Below are 21,257 nucleotides of genomic sequence, written 5' to 3' on the forward strand. Positions count from 1 at the left end.
ACATGAGAAAACTTTTTAAAATATTTTCAATCATTCTACTAATTACAATTTCAAATTTTTGTAATTCAAATAATAATGTAAACGGAATTAGCGGAAATATAAAACCGGTTTCGCAGATAAAAATAAATGTTCCTGAACCATCCGGATTATACTTTGATGAAATTACAAATTCACTTTGGACAGTCAGTGATGAATCGAGTAAAATTTATCAAATTAATTTTGATGGAGAAGTTTTAAATTCATTTTCATTAAATGGATTTGATCTTGAAGGAATTACTTTTCTTAACGATACAACTATTGTAACAATTTTAGAAAGAACTCGCGAAGTTGTATTTTTGCATATCAACGGAAAAGAAATTAAAAGATTTTCACTAAATATTTATGGAAAACCAAATTCGGGATTTGAAGGAATTGAGTACAATTCTATAAATAATCATTTATATATTGTTAATGAAAAAAGCCCGTGTTTATTGATTGAGACAGATTTAGATGGAAATATTATTTCACAAAATAAAATTGATTTTGCAAAAGATCTTTCCGGATTGTGTTACGATAAAACTAAAAATGAACTTTGGATAATCAGCGATGAAAGTAAAGCGGTTTTCAAATGTTCAACTGAAGGAAAATTAATTCAAAAATATGATGTTGGTATAAAACAGATTGAGGGAATTGCAATTAATTTTTCTCAAAATAAATTATATATAATTTCTGATCCGGAAGAAACTCTTTACATTTTTAATCTGCCATGAAAAAAATTGTAATTTCAATTTTAGCAATTCTGTTTTTATTATTTCTGTTTTTATTTTGGGGCGGAAAAGTTTACACAAAATATACAATCAATTCTGAAATTGATGAATTAAGAAGTTCAGTAAATTTCAAAAACAAAAAAATATTTTACTTCTCACAAATTGAAAATCAGCCAAAATTAATTAAGAAATATTTCAAAACTGTAATTGATGATAGCTCTCAAATACCTAATTTTATTACACTAAATCAATCCGGTGAAATTAAAACAGAAGAAAATTCAAATTGGTTGAAAATAAAATCAGCAGAATATTTTACAACTCAAAAACCTAATTTATTGTTGGATGCGGAAATTGGAAATTCAAAATTTTTCTGGATTGAAATTGTTGACAGCTATTTGAAAAGTAAAGGGAATACTTTGATTAAAATAAACTCAAGTGTTACCATTGGTGATTCTTGGGGAATTGAAATTGATAAATCAAATTTGTTTAAATATTTATCTGAAGCGGTTTATTTTCCTTCTTCACTTTTACCAAGTGAAAATTTAATTTGGAATATTCTCGATTCAAATATTGCTGAAATAAAATTTACTAATTCCAAAACTTCGGTTGTTGCAAAATTATTTTTCAGTGAAAATGAAACAATTAACAAAATTGAAACATTAGATAAATTCCGACCAATGAATGACAATTATAAAGAATCACTTTTTACAATTTATTTTTCTGATTATAAAAAATATAATTCGTTTTTAATTCCAACTTATTGCGAAGTTGAATGGGAATTAGAAAAAGGTAAATTCAAATTTGGAAAATTTAAAATAGACAATATTAAATATGAGTAAAGAATTTTCTGTCGATGAAATAATTAAAATCCTTAGGCACAATAAAAATCCAAAAAATGTTGAAGGAATGGCAAAGTTTGGAATCAATCCAGAATTTGCTTTGGGAATTTCAATGCCATTTCTTAGAAATTTAGGAAAGCAAATTGGGAAAAATCACAATCTTGCAATTGAATTTTGGAAAACAAAAATTCATGAAGCACAAATTCTTGCAACAATTATTGATGATCCAAAACTTGTAACAAAATCACAAATGAATTCTTGGGTGAAAGATTTTAATTCGTGGGATTTGTGCGATCAATGCTGCATGAATTTATTCCGCAAAAGTGAATTTGCATTTGAAAAATCTTTAGAGTGGCTGGAACGAAAAGAAGAATTTGTAAAACGCGCCGGTTTTGCTTTAGCTGCAACTTTAGCAGTTCATTCAAAATATTTAACAAATGAAGATTTTGAAATTTATTTGCAAAAGATTATTGAAAAATCTGATGACGAAAGAAATTTTGTCAAGAAAGCAGTCAATTGGGCTTTGCGTCAAATTGGGAAAAGAAATATTTATCTAAATAAAAAAGCAATTGAAGTTTCCGAAAAATTAATAAATTCAAAATCCAAATCTGCAAAATGGATTGGGAAAGATGCGCTGAAAGAATTAACTTCAGAAAAAATTTTAGTTAGAATATCTTAATCTAAACTCAGCTCGACCAATTTGGAACTTACTCCGGGTAAAACTGCAACTTTTCTGGAAAGCTCATTTTTCTGTTCTTCGGTTCCATGTAATTCCAAAATTAACAAACCTTCATCACTGCAATTTTCCATTACGCCATCGTGAATTCCCAATCTGGTTTTAATAATACAGCCCCAGCCGGTTAAAATTTGCTGAACTTTTACAGCCGATTCTTTTCTGTTTCCAACTAAAATTAATAAAATTGATTTTGCCATTTTTTTACCAAATTGTTTTACAATCGTAAAAATAATTAACTAAAAAATAATATTTAACAAATATTTCTTTTATATTTTAAGCACATGTAAATTCTTATTTAGGAATTTAGCTATGATAAATGTGATTGAAACCGAAAGCGAAAATCCAATTTGTCCTTATTGCAATAATGAATTAAAAAGTGTTTTTGCGAGAAGAGTAGAATCAACTTTAGGAGTAAGATTTATTTACTTTTGCCAATTTTGTAAAAAAGTTTTAGGAGTTTCACATCGCAAAGGATTTTGGATGGGATAAAATTTATTTAATTCTGAAACTTTAAAAATCTAAAAACGTTAAAAAAAAAATTATAAATAAAATGAAAAAAATATGAACGCACTCGAAGTAAAAAATCTTACCAAAACTTTTGATGGAATTACAGCCGTCAATAACGCTTCCTTTGAAGTTCCCGAAGGTTCGATCTTTGGTTTAATTGGAAGAAACGGAGCTGGAAAAACAACAACAATCAGAATGATGATGAATATTTACTTGCCGGATTCCGGCGAAGTAATTTTGCGCGGAACAAAAGTAGGACAAGAATTTAAAAACAAAGTCGGTTATCTCCCCGAAGAACGCGGACTTTACAAAAAAATGAAAGTTTTAGATACACTTTTATTCTTTGCAGAAATTAAAGGTAAGTTGGGAAAAGATGTTACGAAAAAAGCATTAAATTATTTGGATAGATTTGAATTGCTTGATAGAAAAGAAGCAAAGGTTGAAGATTTGTCAAAAGGTAATCAACAAAAAGTTCAATTCATTTCTACAATTTTGCATGATCCGGAATTTATAATTTTGGATGAACCATTTTCTGGTTTGGATCCGATTAACACAAATCTACTAAAAGAAATTATTCTTGAAGAAAAGAAAAAAAATAAAGTAATAATTCTTTCAACTCACTTAATGGATTTTGCGGAAAAAATGTGTGATCATATTGCAATGATTGATCACGGAAATATTATTCTAAACGGCTCATTGAAAAGTATAAAACAAAAATATGCACAGAAAAATGTTAGCTTAACTTACGAAGGCGACATTTCATTTTTGCATAATCATCCAATAATCGATAAAATTTCTGATTACGGAAACACAATTGGAATAAGGGTGAAAGACACTTCGCAAATTCAGCAAATATTAAAATTGCTTGTTGAAAAAAATATTATTGTAAAAAATTTTAACGCAAATGAAATTTCACTTCAAGAAATTTTTATTGAATTAGCCGGAAAAGAAGATGATGTTTTGGAGGTAAAAAATGTTTAACTACAGAATTATCGGTTTACTAAAAAGAGAACTAAAAGAAAAATTACTTTCCAAAACATTTATTATAATGACGTTGGCTATACCAGCATTTATGATTTTAATTATGGGAATGCAGGCTCTTCTATTTTCTTATGATGGAGATGAAAATACAAAATTAGAGTTAATTACCGAATCTCAAGAACTGACACAAAATTTCAAATCTGATTTTGAAGAATTACCTTTCATAAAAAATAATTATTATGACTTTGAATATTCTACGAAATCCAAAAACGAATTGAGAAAATATTTGGAAGAAAAGAAATCAGATTTACTTGATGAAAAATTATCGGCTATAATTTTTATTTCTGATTCCTCAAAAAGCACAAAAAATGTTGAGTATTATTCTAAAACTCCAAACAATACAACAATAACAGAAAAGTTAGGCGGATATATTAATAAAGTTTTGGTAAATAATTATTTTCAGCATAAAAATTTATCTGAAACTGATTTAGATTTTGCCCGCTCAAGAGTTGATTTTTCGGGATTTAAAGTTTCTGAAGACCAAGAAATTGCAGAAGAAGGTTACGGAAATTTGGTACTTTCTTATCTTTTCACATTTTTACTTTACATAAGTCTTTTAATGATGGGACAAATGACAATGCAATCTGTGATGGAAGAAAAAAGCAGCAGAGTTGCTGAAGTTTTACTTTCTTCTGTTGGCAGTAAAGAATTAATGACCGGAAAAATTTTAGGTTCTTCAATAACCGGAGTTTTCCAAATGGCAGTTTGGTTAATTCCGTTAATTCTTGTAACCTTTACAACAATTTTTACACTTCCACAAGATTTTAGCTTCAGCATTTCTGTCGGTCAAATTTTGTATTTACTATTTAATTACTTTTTAGGATTAGTAACATTCTTAGGATTGTTCGCAATGATTGGATCGATATTTGAAAATTCACAAGATGCACAATCGGGAATGTGGCCGGTGATGATGTTAATAATGATTCCTTTTTTCATTTCAATGTCGTTGGTTAAAAATCCAGCAAGTCCAATAGCGGTCGGGGCTTCAATGTTTCCATTTGCTTCAATTATTGTAATGCCGGCTAGAATGACAATTGTTGATGTTCCAATTTGGCAATTTGCTGTCTCAATAATTGTAAGTATTGCTACAATTATTGCAATATTTCCTTTTGCCGGAAAAATATTTAGAGTAGGAATATTGCGCACCGGTAAAAAACCAACTTGGGGCGAAGTTGTTAAATGGCTAAAGTATAAATATTAATTTTTAATGAAAAATCCTTGGCTGGAAATTGATTTATATGATTATGAAAATCATATGTCACTTTCAGATATTGCACAAGCACAATATCTTTCAACTGTTTTTGAAAATGCGTTAAAAAAATTCCAGCCAAATTCTGTAGCAATTGTTGGTTGTTCCGGAGGAAATGGTTTAGAAAAAATTGATACAAAAAAGATAGAAAGAATAGTCTGCGTTGATATTAATTTTAATTACTTAAAAATCGCCAAAGAAAGATTCGAAAATTCATTTAAAAGTAGCGAATTTATTTGTGCAGATATTTGTTCTGCAGAATGTAAATTTGAATCGGTTGATTTGGTTTTTGCTGGACTAATTTTTGAATATTTAGATTTTCAAAATGCAATTTCCAACCTTAAAAAACTTATTAACCCAAACGGATATTTAGCAATAGTTTTGCAACTTCTGAGTGACTCAATTCCAGAAGTTACACCAAGTAAGTTTAAAAGTCTTGAAAAATTACAAGATATATTTGCTTTTATTCCAATTCAAAAATTCAAAGAATTTATTTTAGAAAATAATTTTCATTTATGTGCTGAAAATATTACAAAGTTAAAATCCGGAAAATCATTTCATGAATTAGTATTTCAATATTTAACAAAATAAATCCCAACAAAATTTCAATAAAAATTCTATCCATAATATTTACTTTTTATAAATGAAAAAAATTAAATGTGAAATAAAAGAAGTAAAATTTTATGATTTGGAACATTTTGATTTTTAGTTAAGTTAAATTAGAAAATAATTTTCAACATGGAGATTTTATGAAAATCACATCACTAATAATAATATCATTAATTTTGGGAATGGTAATGCAAACTTCTGCGCAAGAATCAAATCAAAAAGAAATTGCTGTAACGGTTTACAATAGTAATTTAGGTGTAATTAAGGATACAAGAAATATTAAACTAAACTCCGGAAAATCAGAAATTTCCATTACTGATGTTGCACAATTTATTGATCCGACAACGGTTCACATCAAATTTGATGGAGAAGTTTTAGAACAAAATTACCAATATGATTTAGTTGATTTAAACAAAATCTTAAAAAAATATATTGATAAAAATATTCAACTAATAAATGAAAATAATGAATTGGTGGAAGGAAAATTATTATCTGCTCTAGGAAATCAAATTGTTCTTGAAAATAAGGAAGGCGGATTAATAATGCTGCCAAGCACTGAAAAGTACAGATTCAATGTTGGTTCATTGCCCGAAGGTTTAATTACTAAACCAACTTTGGTTTGGCAGTTGAATTCAAATAAATCCGGTAATCAAGATGTTGAAATTTCTTATCAAACTCGCGGAATGAATTGGCATGCAGAATATGTTGCGGTTTTAAATGAAGATGATACAAAACTTGATTTGAATGCCTGGGTAAGCATTGAAAATAATTCGGGTTCAACATATAAAAATGCAAAATTGAAATTAGTGGCTGGTGATGTTAACAGAGTTCAAGATCAAAGACCAATGTACAAAGGAAGAGAATTAACAAGTTCAGTAATGATGGCTGACGAAGCTCAATTTGTAGAAAAGGAATTTTTTGAATATCACATCTATAATTTACAGCGACCAACAACTTTGGCACAAAATGAAACTAAGCAAATTTCACTTTTCGAAGCTAAAAATGTAGATGCAAAAAAGAAATATTTTTATAATTCACATGGTTATAATTCTAACGGAAAAGTAAATGTTATAATTGAATTTCAGAATAAGGAAGATCAAAAACTTGGCGTTCCAATGCCGAAAGGAAAAGTTAGAGTTAATAAGTCGGATGGTGAATCAATTGAATTTATTGGCGAAGATCAAATTGATCATACACCAAAAAATGAAACTATAAAATTAAAAATCGGCGATGCATTTGATATTGTTGCCGAAGAAACTCAAACCGATCATAAACAAATTACTGATAGAGTTTATGAGCAAACTTTTGAAGTAAAATTAAAAAATAGAAAAAAAGAAAATGTTGAAATTGAAGTAGAAAGATATTTGGGATTAAATTGGGAAATTCTAAACAGTTCAATTGAATATAAAAAGAAAAATGCTCAAACAATTACATTTAAAGTTTCGGTTAAAGCCAATGCAGAAACAACTTTAACTTATAAAGTGAGATATACAAATTAAATTTGTTCTTTAGGAAAATAGCACTTAGATTAAAAGAAGATCAGTGAAAATCTGTTTAATCCGTTTGATCTGAGTGCTATATTTCTATATCAATGATTTGGGATTAAAATTCAAATCAATCCAACTTATAAAATGCCCAACTTTGCTTATCAATTGTAAAATTCAAATTATTCTCAAAAAATTTAATATTATCTTTTGAACTTAAATTGAAAGCTGAAATGCAATTATACATTTCCGGAATTTTTAAACTCATATTTTGAATAACATCACTTTTATTAATTACAACTAAAATTCTTTCATTAAAATCAGATCGGATAAACGCATAAATATTTTCATCGGCTTGCAAAGTATAAAAATCTCCATAACGCAATGTCGGGTGTGCTTTTCGTAAATTAATAATTTTAGAAACTTCAGATAAAGTATTTTTTTCAGCAGCATTTAATTGGTTTCCAAATCTCATCATTCTTCTATTATCCGGATCCGAAGCACCGGTCATTCCAAATTCACTTCCATAATAAATAACCGGAAGCCCTGGGATAGAATTCATATATGCCATATATAGAATTAATTTTTTATAACTTTCTGCATTATCAACTTCTGGCGGATTATTCCAGCCTTCTTCAATTGCGGTCCATTGACTTGCATCTAAATCTCCATCTGCAAAAGCCATAAAACGATTTTTATCATGGCTATCCATAATATTTCCCATTAAATGATTTATTCCATAAACGGAAAATGTTTTTTGCATTTCCTTATCTAAAGTTGCAAATGAAGCATTTTCTCTAATAAATGTGGGAAGTGCAACATCATACAAATTAAAATTAAATTGCGAGTTTAATTGTCCGTTGTTTACATACGAACTAATTAGTTCGTAACTTCCGAAAGTTTCACCAATTTGATAAACCGATAAATTTCTTTTTGGTGAAATCTCTTTTCGAATTTTCTCATTTAGTTTTCTCCAAAATTCATTGGGAACATGTTTCACAGCATCATGACGGTAACCATCAGCACCGGTTTCATTCAACCACCATACTGCAACATTCGTCATTTCTTCTAAAGCCTTTTCAGAAGATAAAAAATCAAAAGAAGGCAAATACGGCTCAAACCAAGTTGTTAATCTAAATTCATCCCAAAATCTTATATTTAATCTTCCGTCCGGCAATTCAAGTTGACCAAACCAATTTTTATTTTTTTCATAATATGGATGTTGAATATGAACATGATGTGATACAAAATCTAAGAGAATTTTTATTCCTTTTTGATGTGCAATTTTTACAATTTCTTTTACATCTTCCAAAGTTCCTAAATGTTCATCAACCAGATAGGAGTTGATCGGCCAATATCCATGGTATCCGGAATAATATCTGTGCGGTGAAGGATATTCTTTGTATGCTTCATTTGGATTATCATAAACGGGAGAAATCCAAATTGTATTTATTCCAAGTGAAGTAAAATAACCATCATTTAGTTTTGAGATTATACCTTTTAAATCTCCGCCCATATAATTTGCTTTGGGAGAAAGTGAATCATGTTTTATTGGAGAATTATTTTGCTCATTTCCATCTTTAAATCTATCAATCATCAGCGAATATATAATACCGTCATTCCATGTAAAAGTTGAATTATCAATCGGCTTTCCATTAGATAGTTGAACAGTTTGGAAATTGGAAACCTTTCCATTTGCTGAAACTGCAATTCTTAAAGTTTGATTCTGCAGTTCATCATAATTGAAGTTAATGCTAATATGCTTGCCATCTACATTAATTTTATTTTTCGGAATTTTAGAATTATCTAACAAAGCAAAAATATTTTTAATATTTAATTCGTTGTCTATTTCATCTTCTAAATAAAATGAAAAAGTCGATTGCGGATTTTTAGAATAATATTCATCAATGTGTAAATAAAATTTTGCAGAATTTATATCTTCAATTGTGCGGATTGAATTAAAACTTCCCATTCCATTTGAAACTTTTTCGGGATTTTCCGGATCTTCGATTTCAATTCCATCGCCAAAAAATTTATATTGATAAATTCCCGGTTCCAATGCAACTTTTGTAGAAAATATTCCGTCACCATTTTCATCGTACATTGGCAAATTTGTTCTATTCCAGCCATTGAAACTACCGAACAAAGTAAGTTTCTGATATTGTTTATCGGGCTTAAAGGTAAATTCATAAAATTTTTCCTTTTTAGAAATTACCGGAATATGATAATCAATTTTATCTAATTTAAATTCAAGAAATGTTAAACCCTCAAATGCAGAATCGGCAGATAAGAATATTTTATCTTTTACTTGATTAACGGAAACATTTTTATTTTCAGAAAATTTTATATCATACATTTTTGAATAAAACAAATCGCTAATTATAACAGAATCTAGTTTACCGGAAGTAAGTTTTATTGGTTGAATTATATCATCGATTTTTTCCTTGTTTTCATTACATCCCAAAAACAATAAGTACATTAAAGAAATAATCAAATAATAATTTAATTTTAGCACGTGTTCACCTATAAATCATTTGCAATAATTAAAATTAGTAACGGAATTATGAAAATAAAAGTTTATTGATTTTATAAATATTTAAAATTTTTTTTAATATAAATTATTTCTATTTAAGTTTATAACATTAATTTTATACGATACTTATGAATACTACGTTAATAATTCCCACAGAAAATGTTATAAATAAAATATTATTTATAAGAAATCAAAAAAAATATTTTGGATAGAGATTTGGCATTGTTGTATAATGTTGAAACTCGAAAACTAAAACAAGCTGTAAGAAGAAATTTAAAAAGATTTCCACCGGATTTTATGTTTATCCTCAAAAATGCGGAAGTTGAGGAAATGGTATCACAAAATGTGATACCCAATAAAAGTTATTTTGGTGGAGCAAAACCATTTGCGTTTACTGAACAAGGAGTTGCGATGCTCTCATCAATTTTAAATAGTGAACGCGCAATTGAAGTAAATATTTTAATTATTCGTGCATTTGTTAAGTTGAGAGAATTAATTTCCACACATAAAAAAGTGGAGTTAAAAATAAGAGAAATTGAAAACAAATTAAACGAACACGATGAGCAAATTGTTAAAATCATACAATTAATAAATGAATTATTAACTCCGCCAGAAAAAAGCAAAAGAAGAATTGGATTCAATATTGATTAGTTGGAAAATTTATTTTTAAGAATTTACTAATTTGTCAAATTTTATTTTTGTGTGGAATTTTGCTCATCGCTCTTTCAGCTAATGCTGTTATTGTTAAAGAAGGATTTACACCGGGATTTGCAGAAACTGCCGAGCCATCGCAAACAAACATATTTTCATAACCAAACACTTTGTTGTCTTTATCAATTACACCTTCTCTTTCATCTTTTCCCATAACAGCTCCACCTAAAATGTGTGCAGTAGTTGGAATTCCTAAAAGTGTTTCCGAAATTAATGCAACCGGCTGACCATTAACAATTTTTGAATAATCTGAAACTAATTTTCGCGCTTCCGGAATAAAGGCAGTTGGTGCGGTTCCCTTTTCCATTGCAGATTTCATTCTTAGAAAACCTTTCTGAAAACTTAAAGTACTATTTAAGGTTTGCATAAATAATAATATTTGTGTTTGTTTTGCCCAATCTTTTATAAAATATACTTTAAACCATTTTATGGGATGTAATATAATTTCGACAAAAACTTTTAATAATCTAGAAAACCAATTTCTCCCATCAAGCATTGGCATTAGTTGGGTTCTCCAAAACCCGGAACCGGATGGATATCTCACGGCTTCAATATGGCTGTATTTATCTGTGTGGTAAATTGAGCCAATTGCAATTCCTTTTGAGAAATCTTTTTCTCTATCAATTGAAGTTACACCAAGTAAACTTTCGGAATTGGTCCGAATATTATTGCCAATTTTTTTTGAAAGATTTGGTAATGAAGTTTCACTTAATTTTAATAATAAAGGAATTGTTCCAAGAACTCCGCCGGCAAAAATAATTCCGTTACAATTTATTTTTTCTTTTTTTGCAAAAATATTTGTAGAAGATTTCCAGCTTACTTGATATAAAGTTTCTAAATTATTTGAAATTTGTTTAACATCATAAACTTCTGATTCAACTAAAAATTCAGCTCCATTTTTTTCAGCCAAGTACAAATAGTTTTTATCCAAAGTATTTTTTGCATCATATCGGCATCCAACCATACATCCGCCGCAAAAATTGCAACCGGATCTATCCGGTCCTTCTCCATTAAAATATGGATCAGAAACAATTTTATTTGGCTCGCCGAAAAAAACCGCAACATTGGTCGGTTCAAAATCTTTTTCTTGATTATTTTGTTTTGCTAAGAATTTAAGTGCAATATCACCAAATTCAAGTTTGGGATTTTTTTCAACACCAAGCATTTTTCTTGCGATTGAATAAAAGGGTTTTAATTCTTCTTCCCAATTATTTAAGTGTGACCAAGATTCAGATTCGAAAAATTCTTTTTTAGGAATTGGAAGTGTGTTTGCATAAACGAGTGAACCGCCGCCAAATCCAACTCCGGAAAGAATTCCGATATGACGATAAAATGTAATTTTAAAAAATCCGAAGAATCTTAAAGTAGGAATCCAGAGCCATTTTTTTACATTCCAATTTGTTTTGGGAAAATCCTCCGGTTTATATTTTTTCCCTTTTTCAATTACAAGAACTTTATAACCTTTTTCGCTTAACCGTAAAGCAGAAACGGAACCGCCAAAACCACTTCCGATAATAACATAATCATAATGCTGCCGAAGTGTTTTCATTTGTTAAAGTTAAAGTTCATCTAAATTTTCCGTATCGGAAAAACTCTGAAATGTATCATTATTTAATGAATGATTTTTCTCAATAATTTCATCAGCTAATTGTATATAAGCTTTTGATGCTCTTGCGTTTGGCTCAACAATAATTACCGGATCTTTTCGGAATGAAGCAACTTCCGCCGAAATATTTTTAGGTATTGCTGTTGTAAGCATATAATTAGGATAAAGATTATACAATTCTTTTTTTGCTTCGAATGAAGCTTTTGTATTAATCTCGTGCATCGTTAGAAAAATTCCTTCAATATGAAGATTGGGATTTCCATTTTTAGAAATTGCCTCTATTCTGCTGATCAATCTTGGAATTGGAGCAATTGAAAACATACTTGATTTTACCGGAATTAAAACCGAATCGGAAATGTTTAAAACATTTGTAGTCATTCCAACTAAAGTCGGAGGGCAATCAATAATTACATAATCATAACCGCCAATAAATGGTTTTACTTGATGTTCAAATAATTTTGTATCGTTATTAAACTGACTCAAGAATAATTCTTCTTCATACGAAACATTTTTAAAAGGTAAAATATCAAAATATGGATTTTCCGTTGTGTTTATTGCTTCATCACAGTTTTGAACATAACTTAAAACATTAAATAAATTTCCAATTTCCGGATCATCTGGTAAACCAAACGCTATTGCACATTGGTTTGATGGATCCGCATCAATGAGTAATGTTCTTTTTTGTTTGTTGGCTAAAGCGATTGATAAGTTAACTGCCGATGTAGTTTTTGCAACACCGCCTTTTGGCATAGCTAAAGCAATAATTTTTCCCATATTTTTTCCGGTTTTTATTCTGTTAAGTAGTTAATGAATTGGCAAACTTAATAAATTTTATTGAATATTTATGTGAGATGGACTAAATTTTCAAAATTTTCTTGCAACAACAATTACATCTTTTATTGTCTCAACAACCGCATTGCGGGAATTTACTGCTTCAAATAAAACAATATAAATTCCAATTTTTAATTGATTTTTCTTTTCGTCTAATCCGTCAAAAATTATTTCGCCGGATGAACCAACTGAAAGATTATTTTCTAGATTTCTAACTAACCTTCCTTTGCTATCGTAAATTCTTAAACGAATCTGCGAAATTGGTTCACTTAAATTATAACTAATAATTGTAAAATCTTCATATCCGTCATTATCCGGAGAAAATGGATTTGGCGAAATATTTAATTTTGATTTTGATATTTCTTTATTGATAAAAATTGAATTTTGCTTTCCGGGAGTTCCGCCAAAACTGCTTACCGAGCTGCTCCAATTGATTGATTTTGCTCTGTCCAACTCAACATTTATTAATTCTAAAGAAATGTTTTTAACATTTTCGAAAGCAGAATTGTGCCAAGTTTCCGAATAATAAATTGAATCGATAATTACATTTCTATTATCAATTAAATAAATTTTCTTGCCGGTATTTGTTAATCCGAATGAACTAATATTTTTAATTTTTAGATTTTCGAACTCGTGAAGCCACGAATAATTTTTTACGATTGATGAATCTGAAGAAATGACAAAATAATTATTTTCGTTTAAAATGAAACTATAATCGGAAAGTGAAAACAAATTTTCATCAACTTTAATTTTCCAACCGCCTAATTCTATTGGGCTTTCGGTAGTATTAAATATTTCTATATATTCAGAATTATTTTCATTCGGATCAAACATAATTTCTGTAATAATTAAATCACTGAAATTATTTTTAGGTATTGTAAGAATTGAATTTATATTTCCCGGTGTACTTCCTAATGAATTTAAACAATTTGTCCAATTAGATTTTTCCGAAGATTCCATTTCCAAACTAATTCTTTCAAGTGAAATATTATTTTTTATTTCCTCCGTAAAACTATAACTCATACTATCAATCATTGCATTTCTATAATCATAGATTGCAATTTTATCTTTCTTTTTATTTAAATCGGGAAGTTTAGAAATTATGAAATTTGTTTCAAGATTGAAATTATTTGAATCTGCGTTTTCTGTAATTATAATAAATTCATTTGGTGAAATTTTGAAATCATTTTGAGTAATAATTAAAGTTTGATTTCCATTTCTGATTAACCAATTTTTCAAATTAATTGTTGAATCACTATTGTTAATAAGTTCAATCCATTGCGGAAAGTTTTGAGATGGATTTATCATAATTTCATTTATCAATTGACAGTTTTGATTAAATCCAGCAACAATTATTTTTTCAATAAAATTATTTATTATATCTTCATCGTTTGCTAATTCAACTTTTACCGAAATAAATAATGTGTCTTCAATTCCAATTTGGTTTTTCGATTCAACAATAATTGAATCTTGCGAATCAATTTTATCAATAATTATTTCTTCAAGAAAATTTATAGCAGAAACTTTTCCAAAGAAGAATTTAACTTTTACATTTTCCGCATCGATTTCTCCGTAATTTTTGAGTAACATTTTAATTTTTATATTTTCATTTGTAATTGGTTTATTCGGAATCGAAAATAAACTTGAAACTGCAACATCAATATTTTTTGATGAAATACTATTTACTCTTCCGGGCGTACTTCCCTCAATATCCATCGAACTTTTCCAATTATTTAAACTTGTAGAATTGATGTTTTTCTCTATACGTTCAATTGAGAAACCGTTTTTACTAAATTCATTCGTGTATAAAACCGAATCAATTGTAATTCCTCTATTATCTTTAATTACAATTCCGTCTTCATCATTATTTAAGTTTGCAAATTTGGAAATAATAATTGGTGATAAAATCATTTTATGAAAATTATTTATTGTTGAATCTTTTGCAATTACTAAAAATGTTTTGGAATTAAAATTAAATTTCTCGGAAGAAATTTCTTTGAATATTGGTTTAGTTAGAACATCGCCAATTTGCCAATTATTTAAGTCAATGTTGTAATCTGAATTGTTATAAATTTCTATCCATTCGGGTTCATCATTTAACGGAGAAAACATAATTTCGTTTACAATTATTGAGGATTTTGCGTACCCGGGATTTAGTGCAAATTTAATCGAATTATTTGTCGAATCATCATCAATAACATTAAGTAGAACTAAATAATTTTGAGAAGAAACCTTAATTATAATTTTTGTAGCAAAGCTAAAATTTAAAGAATCGGAAATTGCTAAAATATTTTGAACTGATTCTTCAACAAAATTTATTTTATTTCCATTTTCTTCAATGAGATATATTTGAATTGAAAAAAGAATTTCTTCTTTTCCAATATTTTTAATTTTGCATGAAATCGTAACACTGTCATTTACAATATAATTTTGCGGAGAAATTGAAATTGATTCAATTTGTAAATCTCTATTTTTTTGCGAAATGCTGTTAATTCTTCCGGGAGTTGGAAATTTACTTTCATCCCAATTTAATTGGTCGAAAGAAACTTTCTCTGGATTAATTCTTTCAAGTGATTTTCCATTAATTCCACCCCAATCTGAAAAATATTCCAACGAATCAATCATTCGCAATAAAGAATCTCTAATTATAATTTTATCAGTTGAGTTATTCAGCGAAGGTAAATTTATAATTGCAGCATTTTTTACTTCGGGATAATAATCAAAAAATGAACTATCGTCCGCAATAACAAAATAATTTTGCGGTTCAACTTTTAAATCATCTTTATATATCGTGATTGCCGAACTTCCGTCTTCTAAAACAAACTTATTTAGATTTATTCCATTTTCACTATTGTTAAAAAGTTCTATCCATTCCGGTTCATCATTTATTGGCGAATACATGATTTCATTTATAATAATTGCAGATTTTTCATATCCGGGATAAATTTTTATCCATGCAAAATTATTTGTCGAATCATCATCTATGACATTAAGTTTTACAAAAAAGTTTTGTTTAGATTCATTAAATATTGTAGAATGGTTAAAAGTAATATTTGTTGAATCATTAGAATTAATTGAAAACATTTGACTTTCTTCAATCAAATCATCTTCAATAAAATCTAAGTTTTTGTCACCAAATAATTGAATGGAAAAATTACAATTTTGCCTTCCAATATTTTTTACTTTCGCAGATAATAATACTTTTTCACCTATCGCAGTATTGTTAAAAATAAATTCTGCTAAATCAATTTTGAGATCAAATTCTTTGAGCGAAACGCTGTTAAACTTTCCGGGAGTTGGATAATTACTATTTTTCCAGTTTGCTGGATTATTTGAATCATCATTTACATCAATTCTTTCCAATGAATTTCCGTTATTTCCGCCCCAAGTTGATGAATAAGCAACAGAATCAATAACTCGAAATAGTGAATCCATTAAAATTATTTTATCAGTTGTATTGTTTAAAGTCGGTAAATCAGTAATTAATAAATTTTTCAAATCCGGATAAATTTCGTTAATAATATTGTTCTCACTAATTACCAAATATTCTTTAGGTTTTAACAAGAATGAGCTGGTTGTTGTAAGAGTGTCGTTTTGATCTGCAATTTTATAATTATTTATGAAAATATTTTTCTCACTTTTGTTGTAAAGTTCAATCCATTCTGTTTCTGCATTCAAAGGAGCGAACATAATTTCATTAATAATTATATCGCCTCTAAATTCATTTATTTCTATTCCGTTTACACTTTTATAGCAATAATTATTCGCAGTAAATTCATCATTTGCAAAAACGAGTTCTGCAATAAAATGATTTTCACCTTTTGTAATATTTGATATTATTTCTTCAAGAATTATTGATTTAGATGAATCTAAATTTGTTAATGTTTTTGTAAGAATATGCTCATTAGACTGATGAACGCTGTCTTTGTTTTCATCTTTGAATAAATTTAGAATAAATTGTTGCGCTAATTTTGTTCCAAGGTTTTCAATTTTGATATTTATTGAAACTTCATTTCCAATAATTACATTATAATTTGAGAAAGTGATTTCTTTTATCGATAAATCAAATTCTTTCGGAGAAGCGGAATTTTTAAAACCCGGAGTTCCATTTAAAACTATTGAGTTTTTCCAATTATTACTTTCTATTAAAATTCGTTCATCAGAAAAACCAAGATTATTATCAGAAGTATAAGTGTAAGAATCAAGTGTATCATCAACAGAATTTAAAAGATAAATTGATCTATCACTTGTATTTGCCATTCCGGTACTTCCGAAAGCGTTGTCATCAAGCAAAAATAATAAAACATCTGCTGGAATTAATTCCTTATAAATTCCATTTTGAAAATCATAATCAGCTTCAAATATAATTGCATATTGATTTGGTAAAAGTTGATAATTATTGTTCTGAGATATTATTGCATCTGACGTAGTTGTGTGATATTTAATTTTGAATCCGGATAAATCTATTGTATCTGTATTGGAAATATTTTTAATTTCAATAAATTCAGAATTCTCAGATGAAGGCGCAAACATAATTTCGGAAAGTTTAACATTTTGTGCAAACGTAAAACTTGCAGTTAAATGAATGATTAGGAAAATATTCAGAAAAAGTATTTTTGATTTATTATTCAAACCTTTCTTACTTTATAAAAGTAACCTTATTGAATTTTAATTAAACATTTTCATTTATTATTTCATATTTTAATAATTTTTATTTAGATATTCAATATTAATTATTTTGCATTGTATAATTTTCATTTATTGAATTTACACTTCGCAAAAAATATAAATCACTTAATAATTGATTTTCCTTACCTCAATCTGAAATTTTGAAGTTTTATAATATTTGATATGTCTTATTATAAATAGTATTTTACAGCTCACAAATTTGTTTTTTATTATGGAAAAAGAACCAAACGTAAGCGTAGCAATACTTTCAGATATTTCTGTAGAATTTGTTTTATACGGAGAATTTCATTCAAATTTTTCTTCTGACCTTTTTAACGGAAAATTTACCGCTGAAATAAAAAATGGTTTTATTAGTCTTTTATCAAATGACGGTGAAATAAAAAATCTGCAAGAAATAATTTTTACACCAACTGATGAAAACTCCGATACGTTTTTATTAAAGAATGTTACAATTGGAATAAATTTTCATTGGGAGCAAAAGCAAAATCAACAGTTTGCCGGTAAGTTAAAAATTTTATTGAATGATGATAAACTTACAATCATCAATATTATTCCGGTTGAGCAATATTTACAAAGTGTAATTTCTTCCGAAATGAGTCCAACAAGTTCATTGGAATTATTAAAAGCACATGCAATAATTTCTCGAAGCTGGCTTTTGGCGCAAATGGATAAAAGTTCAAGTTTAATTAAAAAAGAAAAGTTTTTTACTTCTGAAACAATTACTGATGACGAAATAATTAAGTGGTACGATAGAGAAGACCACATTTTATTTGATGTATGTGCAGATGATCATTGCCAGCGTTATCAAGGAATAACAAAAAATTATGCACACAATGCCGAGTTAGCCGTAAAATCTACAAATGGATTAATTTTACAATATGAAAATAAAATTTGCGATGCAAGGTTTTCTAAATCATGCGGCGGCAAGACGGAATCTTTTGAAAATGTTTGGGAAAATGTTCCGCACGAATATCTAAAAACTTTAGTTGATTACAAATTTGAACATGATGGTTATGATTTAAATTTAGCCAATGAAAATTCCGCGGTTAAATGGATTAGCAATTCCCCCGTTGCATTTTGCAATACAAACGATTCAAAAATTCTTGAACAAGTCTTAAATAATTATGATCAAACAACAACAGATTTTTATAGATGGAGTGTAAATTATACGCAAGAAGAAATTGCAAATATTATTAAAACGAAAAGCGCAATTGATTTTGGAGATATAATTGATTTGATTCCAATTTTAAGGGGAAATTCCGGAAGAATAATTAAGTTGAAAATTATAGGAACTTTAAAAACTTTAATAGTTGGAAAAGAATTAGAAATAAGAAAATTTCTTTCTATGTCGCATTTATACAGTTCCGCATTTGTTGTTGAAAAAGGTGAACTTCAAAATAATATACCAACAAGTTTTAAACTAATTGGCGCTGGCTGGGGACATGGTGTAGGCTTATGTCAAATTGGTGCCGCAGTTATGGGTGAAAAAGGTTACCGCTTTGATGAAATATTATTGCATTATTTTCGCGGCGCACAAATAAAAAAGATTTATTAATTTCCTTTCCTACTGTATGATAATTAGATTGGAATAAAAATGGTTTTTCTTAATCCCGCAATTTTATTGGGTTTGCTTGCTGCCACAATTCCAATTTTAATTCATTTATTAAATTTCAGAAAACTTAAAAAAGTTGAATTTAGTTCATTAACTTTTTTAAAGGAACTACAGAAATCAAAAATTAAAAAAATAAAAATTAAGCAATGGCTGTTGTTGTTTTTAAGAACTCTTCTAATAATTTTACTTGTATTAGCTTTTGCAAGACCAACGCTTGAAGGAACAAATATTATCGGCTCTGCTTCATCGGCAAAATCAAGTAATGTGTTTGTTTTGGATAATTCAATAAGCATGTCGTATTTAAACGACAAGGGTACAATATTCAATCAAAGTAAAAAAATAATTAAGGAAATTATTAATAAGATTGATGACGGAAGTGATTTTTATTTTATCACAATTGCAGATTCTGTAAAAAGTACAACTAACAAAACTAATGCACTGCAAATTTTAGATGGGTTAAAATTAACTCAAGTTTCAAAACCTTTTGATAAAATTATTTTGTCTGCAAAAGATATTTTAATAAAATCTCAAAATCTGAATAAGGAAATTTTCATATTTTCTGATTTTCAGAAAAGTACATTCTCGACAAAAATTGATTCACTTAAAAATTCCATTGATGAAAATATTAGGGTTTTTTCATTTAATCTTGCGGAAGAAAATCCGGAAAATTATTCTGTTTCAAATTTACGCTTGAACAATTCAATTATTGAAGTTAACAAACCATTGAATTTTACGGTTGATGTTTCAAATAATTCACAAAATCAAACTGATGATTTAGCCGTCTCGCTTTTTATCAATAATGAAAGAGTTGCTCAGCAAAATATTTCACTTCAAGCAAACCAAATAAAATCAATAGATTTTGAAACAATTTTAAATTCACCCGGACTAATTGAAACAAAAGTTGAACTTGAAGAAGATAATATTATTGAAGACAATATTTGTTTTTTAAATTTTGAAGTTTTGGAAAAAATAAAAATTTTACTTTTATATGATTCTATTGACGATATTCGATTTTTAAACTCCGCTATAAATTCTGTAACCACATCGGATAGATTTGAAGTTACACAAAAACCAGCAAATAAAATTTCTTTTCTTTCTCTAAATAATTTTGATATAATTTTTCTGGTAACTTCGGGAAATATTGAGCCAAATCTAATTTCGAATTATTTAACATCCGGAGGAAATGTTGTATTTTTCCCAAACTCAAATCCGGAATTAAATAAATTAAACGAATTCCTTAAAAAGCTAAATTTGCCTTCCGCACAGAAAATTATTTCTACTGACAATACAAATTTAAATTTCGCAGAATATGGCAAAATAGATTTTACACATCCATTGTTTCAAAGTTTATTTCCGGATAAGAATAAGCAGCAGATTGAATCGCCGAATATTTTTAAGTATTTAAAATTTACCGAACAGCAAACAATTAAAAGTATAATAAGATTAAATGATAACAATCTTTTCATGGGCGAAACAAATTATAATAGCGGTAAAATAATATTTTTTAATTCTTCACCGAATTTTCAATCGGGAAATTTTCCAATCAAAAGTATTTTTGCTCCTTTAATTACAAGGGTAATCTTGTATTTAACTACAAATCAAAATGATAAAATATTTAATACCGGAAGTGAAATTCAATTAGATATAAAAAAATATAATTTTCCTATAATTGATATTACTACGCCAAATGGAAATGAAAAAATTAATATTCAGGATATTTATTTGGATAAATATAATTTTTCTGGAACCGATTTTTCGGGAAGTTACAAATTTTACAGTAATAATAAATTGATTGATTTTGCAAGTGTGAATTTAATTCCGGCAGAATCTGATTTGAGAAAAATTGAAATTGATACTTTAAATAATTTTTACACAAAACATTTTGGAGAAAATTATTCGCTTATTAATCCAAATGAAAATTATCTTGATAAAATTAAAAATGCCCGATTTGGAACCGAGTTGTGGAAATTATTTTTATTATTAGCATTTTTAACTGCATTGATTGAAATGTTTGTTGCAAGAAGCTCCCAAAAAGATTTAATGAATTTAACAGAAAATTAATTT

At 27.9% G+C, this 21,257-nt stretch carries 15 protein-coding genes and 1 pseudogene; 11 read left to right on the forward strand and 5 right to left on the reverse strand.

The window, feature by feature from the left end; translation table 11 throughout:
- Window positions 1-2 precede the first annotated feature (2 nt).
- Genes IPH62_04940 through IPH62_04950 form a run of 3 tightly spaced genes read left to right on the forward strand, consistent with a single transcriptional unit; the run spans window position 3 to window position 2,264 of the window.
- Entirely contained in the window at window positions 3-749 is a 747-nt protein-coding gene (locus IPH62_04940) for an SdiA-regulated domain-containing protein (GenBank protein MBK7104609.1), read from the forward strand.
- Window positions 746-1,585, forward strand: a complete 840-nt coding sequence (locus IPH62_04945) for a hypothetical protein (protein MBK7104610.1) — start codon at window positions 746-748, stop codon at window positions 1,583-1,585. The genes IPH62_04940 and IPH62_04945 overlap by 4 nt, the downstream gene beginning before the upstream one ends.
- The gene (locus IPH62_04950) at window positions 1,578-2,264 is read left to right on the forward strand and encodes a DNA alkylation repair protein (protein MBK7104611.1); all 687 of its coding nucleotides are present in this window, start codon (window positions 1,578-1,580) and stop codon (window positions 2,262-2,264) included. Before IPH62_04945 ends, IPH62_04950 begins: the two co-directional genes overlap by 8 nt.
- On the opposite strand, the gene IPH62_04955 is transcribed toward IPH62_04950, so the two are convergent.
- Window positions 2,261-2,518, reverse strand: a complete 258-nt coding sequence (locus IPH62_04955; protein ID MBK7104612.1) for a hypothetical protein — start codon at window positions 2,516-2,518, stop codon at window positions 2,261-2,263. The genes IPH62_04950 and IPH62_04955 overlap by 4 nt on opposite strands.
- 112 nt (window positions 2,519-2,630) lie before the next feature.
- Between IPH62_04955 and IPH62_04960 the strand changes: the two genes are divergently transcribed.
- The 5 genes from IPH62_04960 (at window position 2,631) to IPH62_04980 (ending at window position 7,226) form a co-directional block, all read left to right on the forward strand.
- A complete protein-coding gene (locus IPH62_04960; protein ID MBK7104613.1) occupies window positions 2,631-2,810 on the forward strand; it encodes a hypothetical protein in 180 nt (59 codons plus the stop codon).
- Between the two features lie 72 nt (window positions 2,811-2,882).
- Window positions 2,883-3,809, forward strand: a complete 927-nt coding sequence (locus tag IPH62_04965) for an ATP-binding cassette domain-containing protein (GenBank protein MBK7104614.1) — start codon at window positions 2,883-2,885, stop codon at window positions 3,807-3,809.
- Entirely contained in the window at window positions 3,802-5,070 is a 1,269-nt protein-coding gene (locus IPH62_04970) for an ABC transporter permease (GenBank protein ID MBK7104615.1), read from the forward strand. Before IPH62_04965 ends, IPH62_04970 begins: the two co-directional genes overlap by 8 nt.
- Window positions 5,071-5,076: 6 nt before the next feature.
- Entirely contained in the window at window positions 5,077-5,709 is a 633-nt protein-coding gene (locus IPH62_04975) for a class I SAM-dependent methyltransferase (GenBank protein ID MBK7104616.1), read from the forward strand.
- Between the two features lie 158 nt (window positions 5,710-5,867).
- Window positions 5,868-7,226, forward strand: coding sequence for a DUF4139 domain-containing protein (locus IPH62_04980; protein ID MBK7104617.1), 1,359 nt, complete (start codon window positions 5,868-5,870; stop codon window positions 7,224-7,226).
- Window positions 7,227-7,341: 115 nt separating this feature from the next.
- On the opposite strand, the gene IPH62_04985 is transcribed toward IPH62_04980, so the two are convergent.
- Window positions 7,342-9,726 (reverse strand): hypothetical protein, encoded by a 2,385-nt coding sequence (locus tag IPH62_04985; GenBank protein MBK7104618.1) that lies wholly within the window; start codon window positions 9,724-9,726, stop codon window positions 7,342-7,344.
- Between the two features lie 146 nt (window positions 9,727-9,872).
- Here IPH62_04985 and IPH62_04990 point away from each other — a divergent pair.
- Window positions 9,873-10,395, forward strand: a pseudogene (locus IPH62_04990) (ORF6N domain-containing protein).
- Window positions 10,396-10,429: 34 nt separating this feature from the next.
- Here the strand turns inward: IPH62_04990 and IPH62_04995 are convergent.
- The 3 genes from IPH62_04995 to IPH62_05005 all read right to left on the reverse strand — a co-directional run bounded on the left by IPH62_04995 (window position 10,430) and on the right by IPH62_05005 (window position 17,524).
- On the reverse strand, window positions 10,430-12,004 hold the full coding sequence (locus IPH62_04995; protein ID MBK7104619.1) for a GMC family oxidoreductase: 1,575 nt from the start codon (window positions 12,002-12,004) through the stop codon (window positions 10,430-10,432).
- 9 nt (window positions 12,005-12,013) lie between these two features.
- Window positions 12,014-12,835, reverse strand: a complete 822-nt coding sequence (locus IPH62_05000) for a ParA family protein (protein ID MBK7104620.1) — start codon at window positions 12,833-12,835, stop codon at window positions 12,014-12,016.
- Between the two features lie 90 nt (window positions 12,836-12,925).
- Window positions 12,926-17,524: a lamin tail domain-containing protein gene (locus IPH62_05005; protein ID MBK7104621.1), complete on the reverse strand. Its 4,599-nt coding sequence runs from the start codon at window positions 17,522-17,524 to the stop codon at window positions 12,926-12,928.
- A gap of 268 nt (window positions 17,525-17,792) precedes the next feature.
- On the opposite strand from IPH62_05005, the gene IPH62_05010 reads away from it, so the two are divergent.
- Window positions 17,793-19,136 carry a SpoIID/LytB domain-containing protein gene (locus tag IPH62_05010; GenBank protein MBK7104622.1) on the forward strand — a complete coding sequence of 448 codons (1,344 nt, stop codon included), beginning with the start codon at window positions 17,793-17,795 and terminating at the stop codon, window positions 19,134-19,136.
- A 39-nt stretch (window positions 19,137-19,175) separates the two neighbouring features.
- The gene (locus IPH62_05015; protein ID MBK7104623.1) at window positions 19,176-21,254 is read left to right on the forward strand and encodes a BatA domain-containing protein; all 2,079 of its coding nucleotides are present in this window, start codon (window positions 19,176-19,178) and stop codon (window positions 21,252-21,254) included.
- The last annotated feature ends 3 nt before the right edge of the window (window positions 21,255-21,257 follow it).

The organism is Ignavibacteriota bacterium, from assembly GCA_016708125.1.
GTDB lineage: Bacteria > Bacteroidota > Ignavibacteria > Ignavibacteriales > Melioribacteraceae.

What these genes read in the sequence shown, in the direction of transcription:
- IPH62_04940 (MBK7104609.1), top strand. Translation starts at nt 3, where the DNA reads ATGAGAAAACTTTTTAAAATATTTTCAATCATTCTACTAATTACAATT.
- IPH62_04945 (MBK7104610.1), top strand. Translation starts at nt 746, where the DNA reads ATGAAAAAAATTGTAATTTCAATTTTAGCAATTCTGTTTTTATTATTT.
- IPH62_04950 (MBK7104611.1), top strand. Translation starts at nt 1,578, where the DNA reads ATGAGTAAAGAATTTTCTGTCGATGAAATAATTAAAATCCTTAGGCAC.
- IPH62_04955 (MBK7104612.1), bottom strand. Translation starts at nt 2,518, where the DNA reads ATGGCAAAATCAATTTTATTAATTTTAGTTGGAAACAGAAAAGAATCG.
- IPH62_04960 (MBK7104613.1), top strand. Translation starts at nt 2,631, where the DNA reads ATGATAAATGTGATTGAAACCGAAAGCGAAAATCCAATTTGTCCTTAT.
- IPH62_04965 (MBK7104614.1), top strand. Translation starts at nt 2,883, where the DNA reads ATGAACGCACTCGAAGTAAAAAATCTTACCAAAACTTTTGATGGAATT.
- IPH62_04970 (MBK7104615.1), top strand. Translation starts at nt 3,802, where the DNA reads ATGTTTAACTACAGAATTATCGGTTTACTAAAAAGAGAACTAAAAGAA.
- IPH62_04975 (MBK7104616.1), top strand. Translation starts at nt 5,077, where the DNA reads ATGAAAAATCCTTGGCTGGAAATTGATTTATATGATTATGAAAATCAT.
- IPH62_04980 (MBK7104617.1), top strand. Translation starts at nt 5,868, where the DNA reads ATGAAAATCACATCACTAATAATAATATCATTAATTTTGGGAATGGTA.
- IPH62_04995 (MBK7104619.1), bottom strand. Translation starts at nt 12,004, where the DNA reads ATGAAAACACTTCGGCAGCATTATGATTATGTTATTATCGGAAGTGGT.
- IPH62_05000 (MBK7104620.1), bottom strand. Translation starts at nt 12,835, where the DNA reads ATGGGAAAAATTATTGCTTTAGCTATGCCAAAAGGCGGTGTTGCAAAA.
- IPH62_05010 (MBK7104622.1), top strand. Translation starts at nt 17,793, where the DNA reads ATGGAAAAAGAACCAAACGTAAGCGTAGCAATACTTTCAGATATTTCT.
- IPH62_05015 (MBK7104623.1), top strand. Translation starts at nt 19,176, where the DNA reads ATGGTTTTTCTTAATCCCGCAATTTTATTGGGTTTGCTTGCTGCCACA.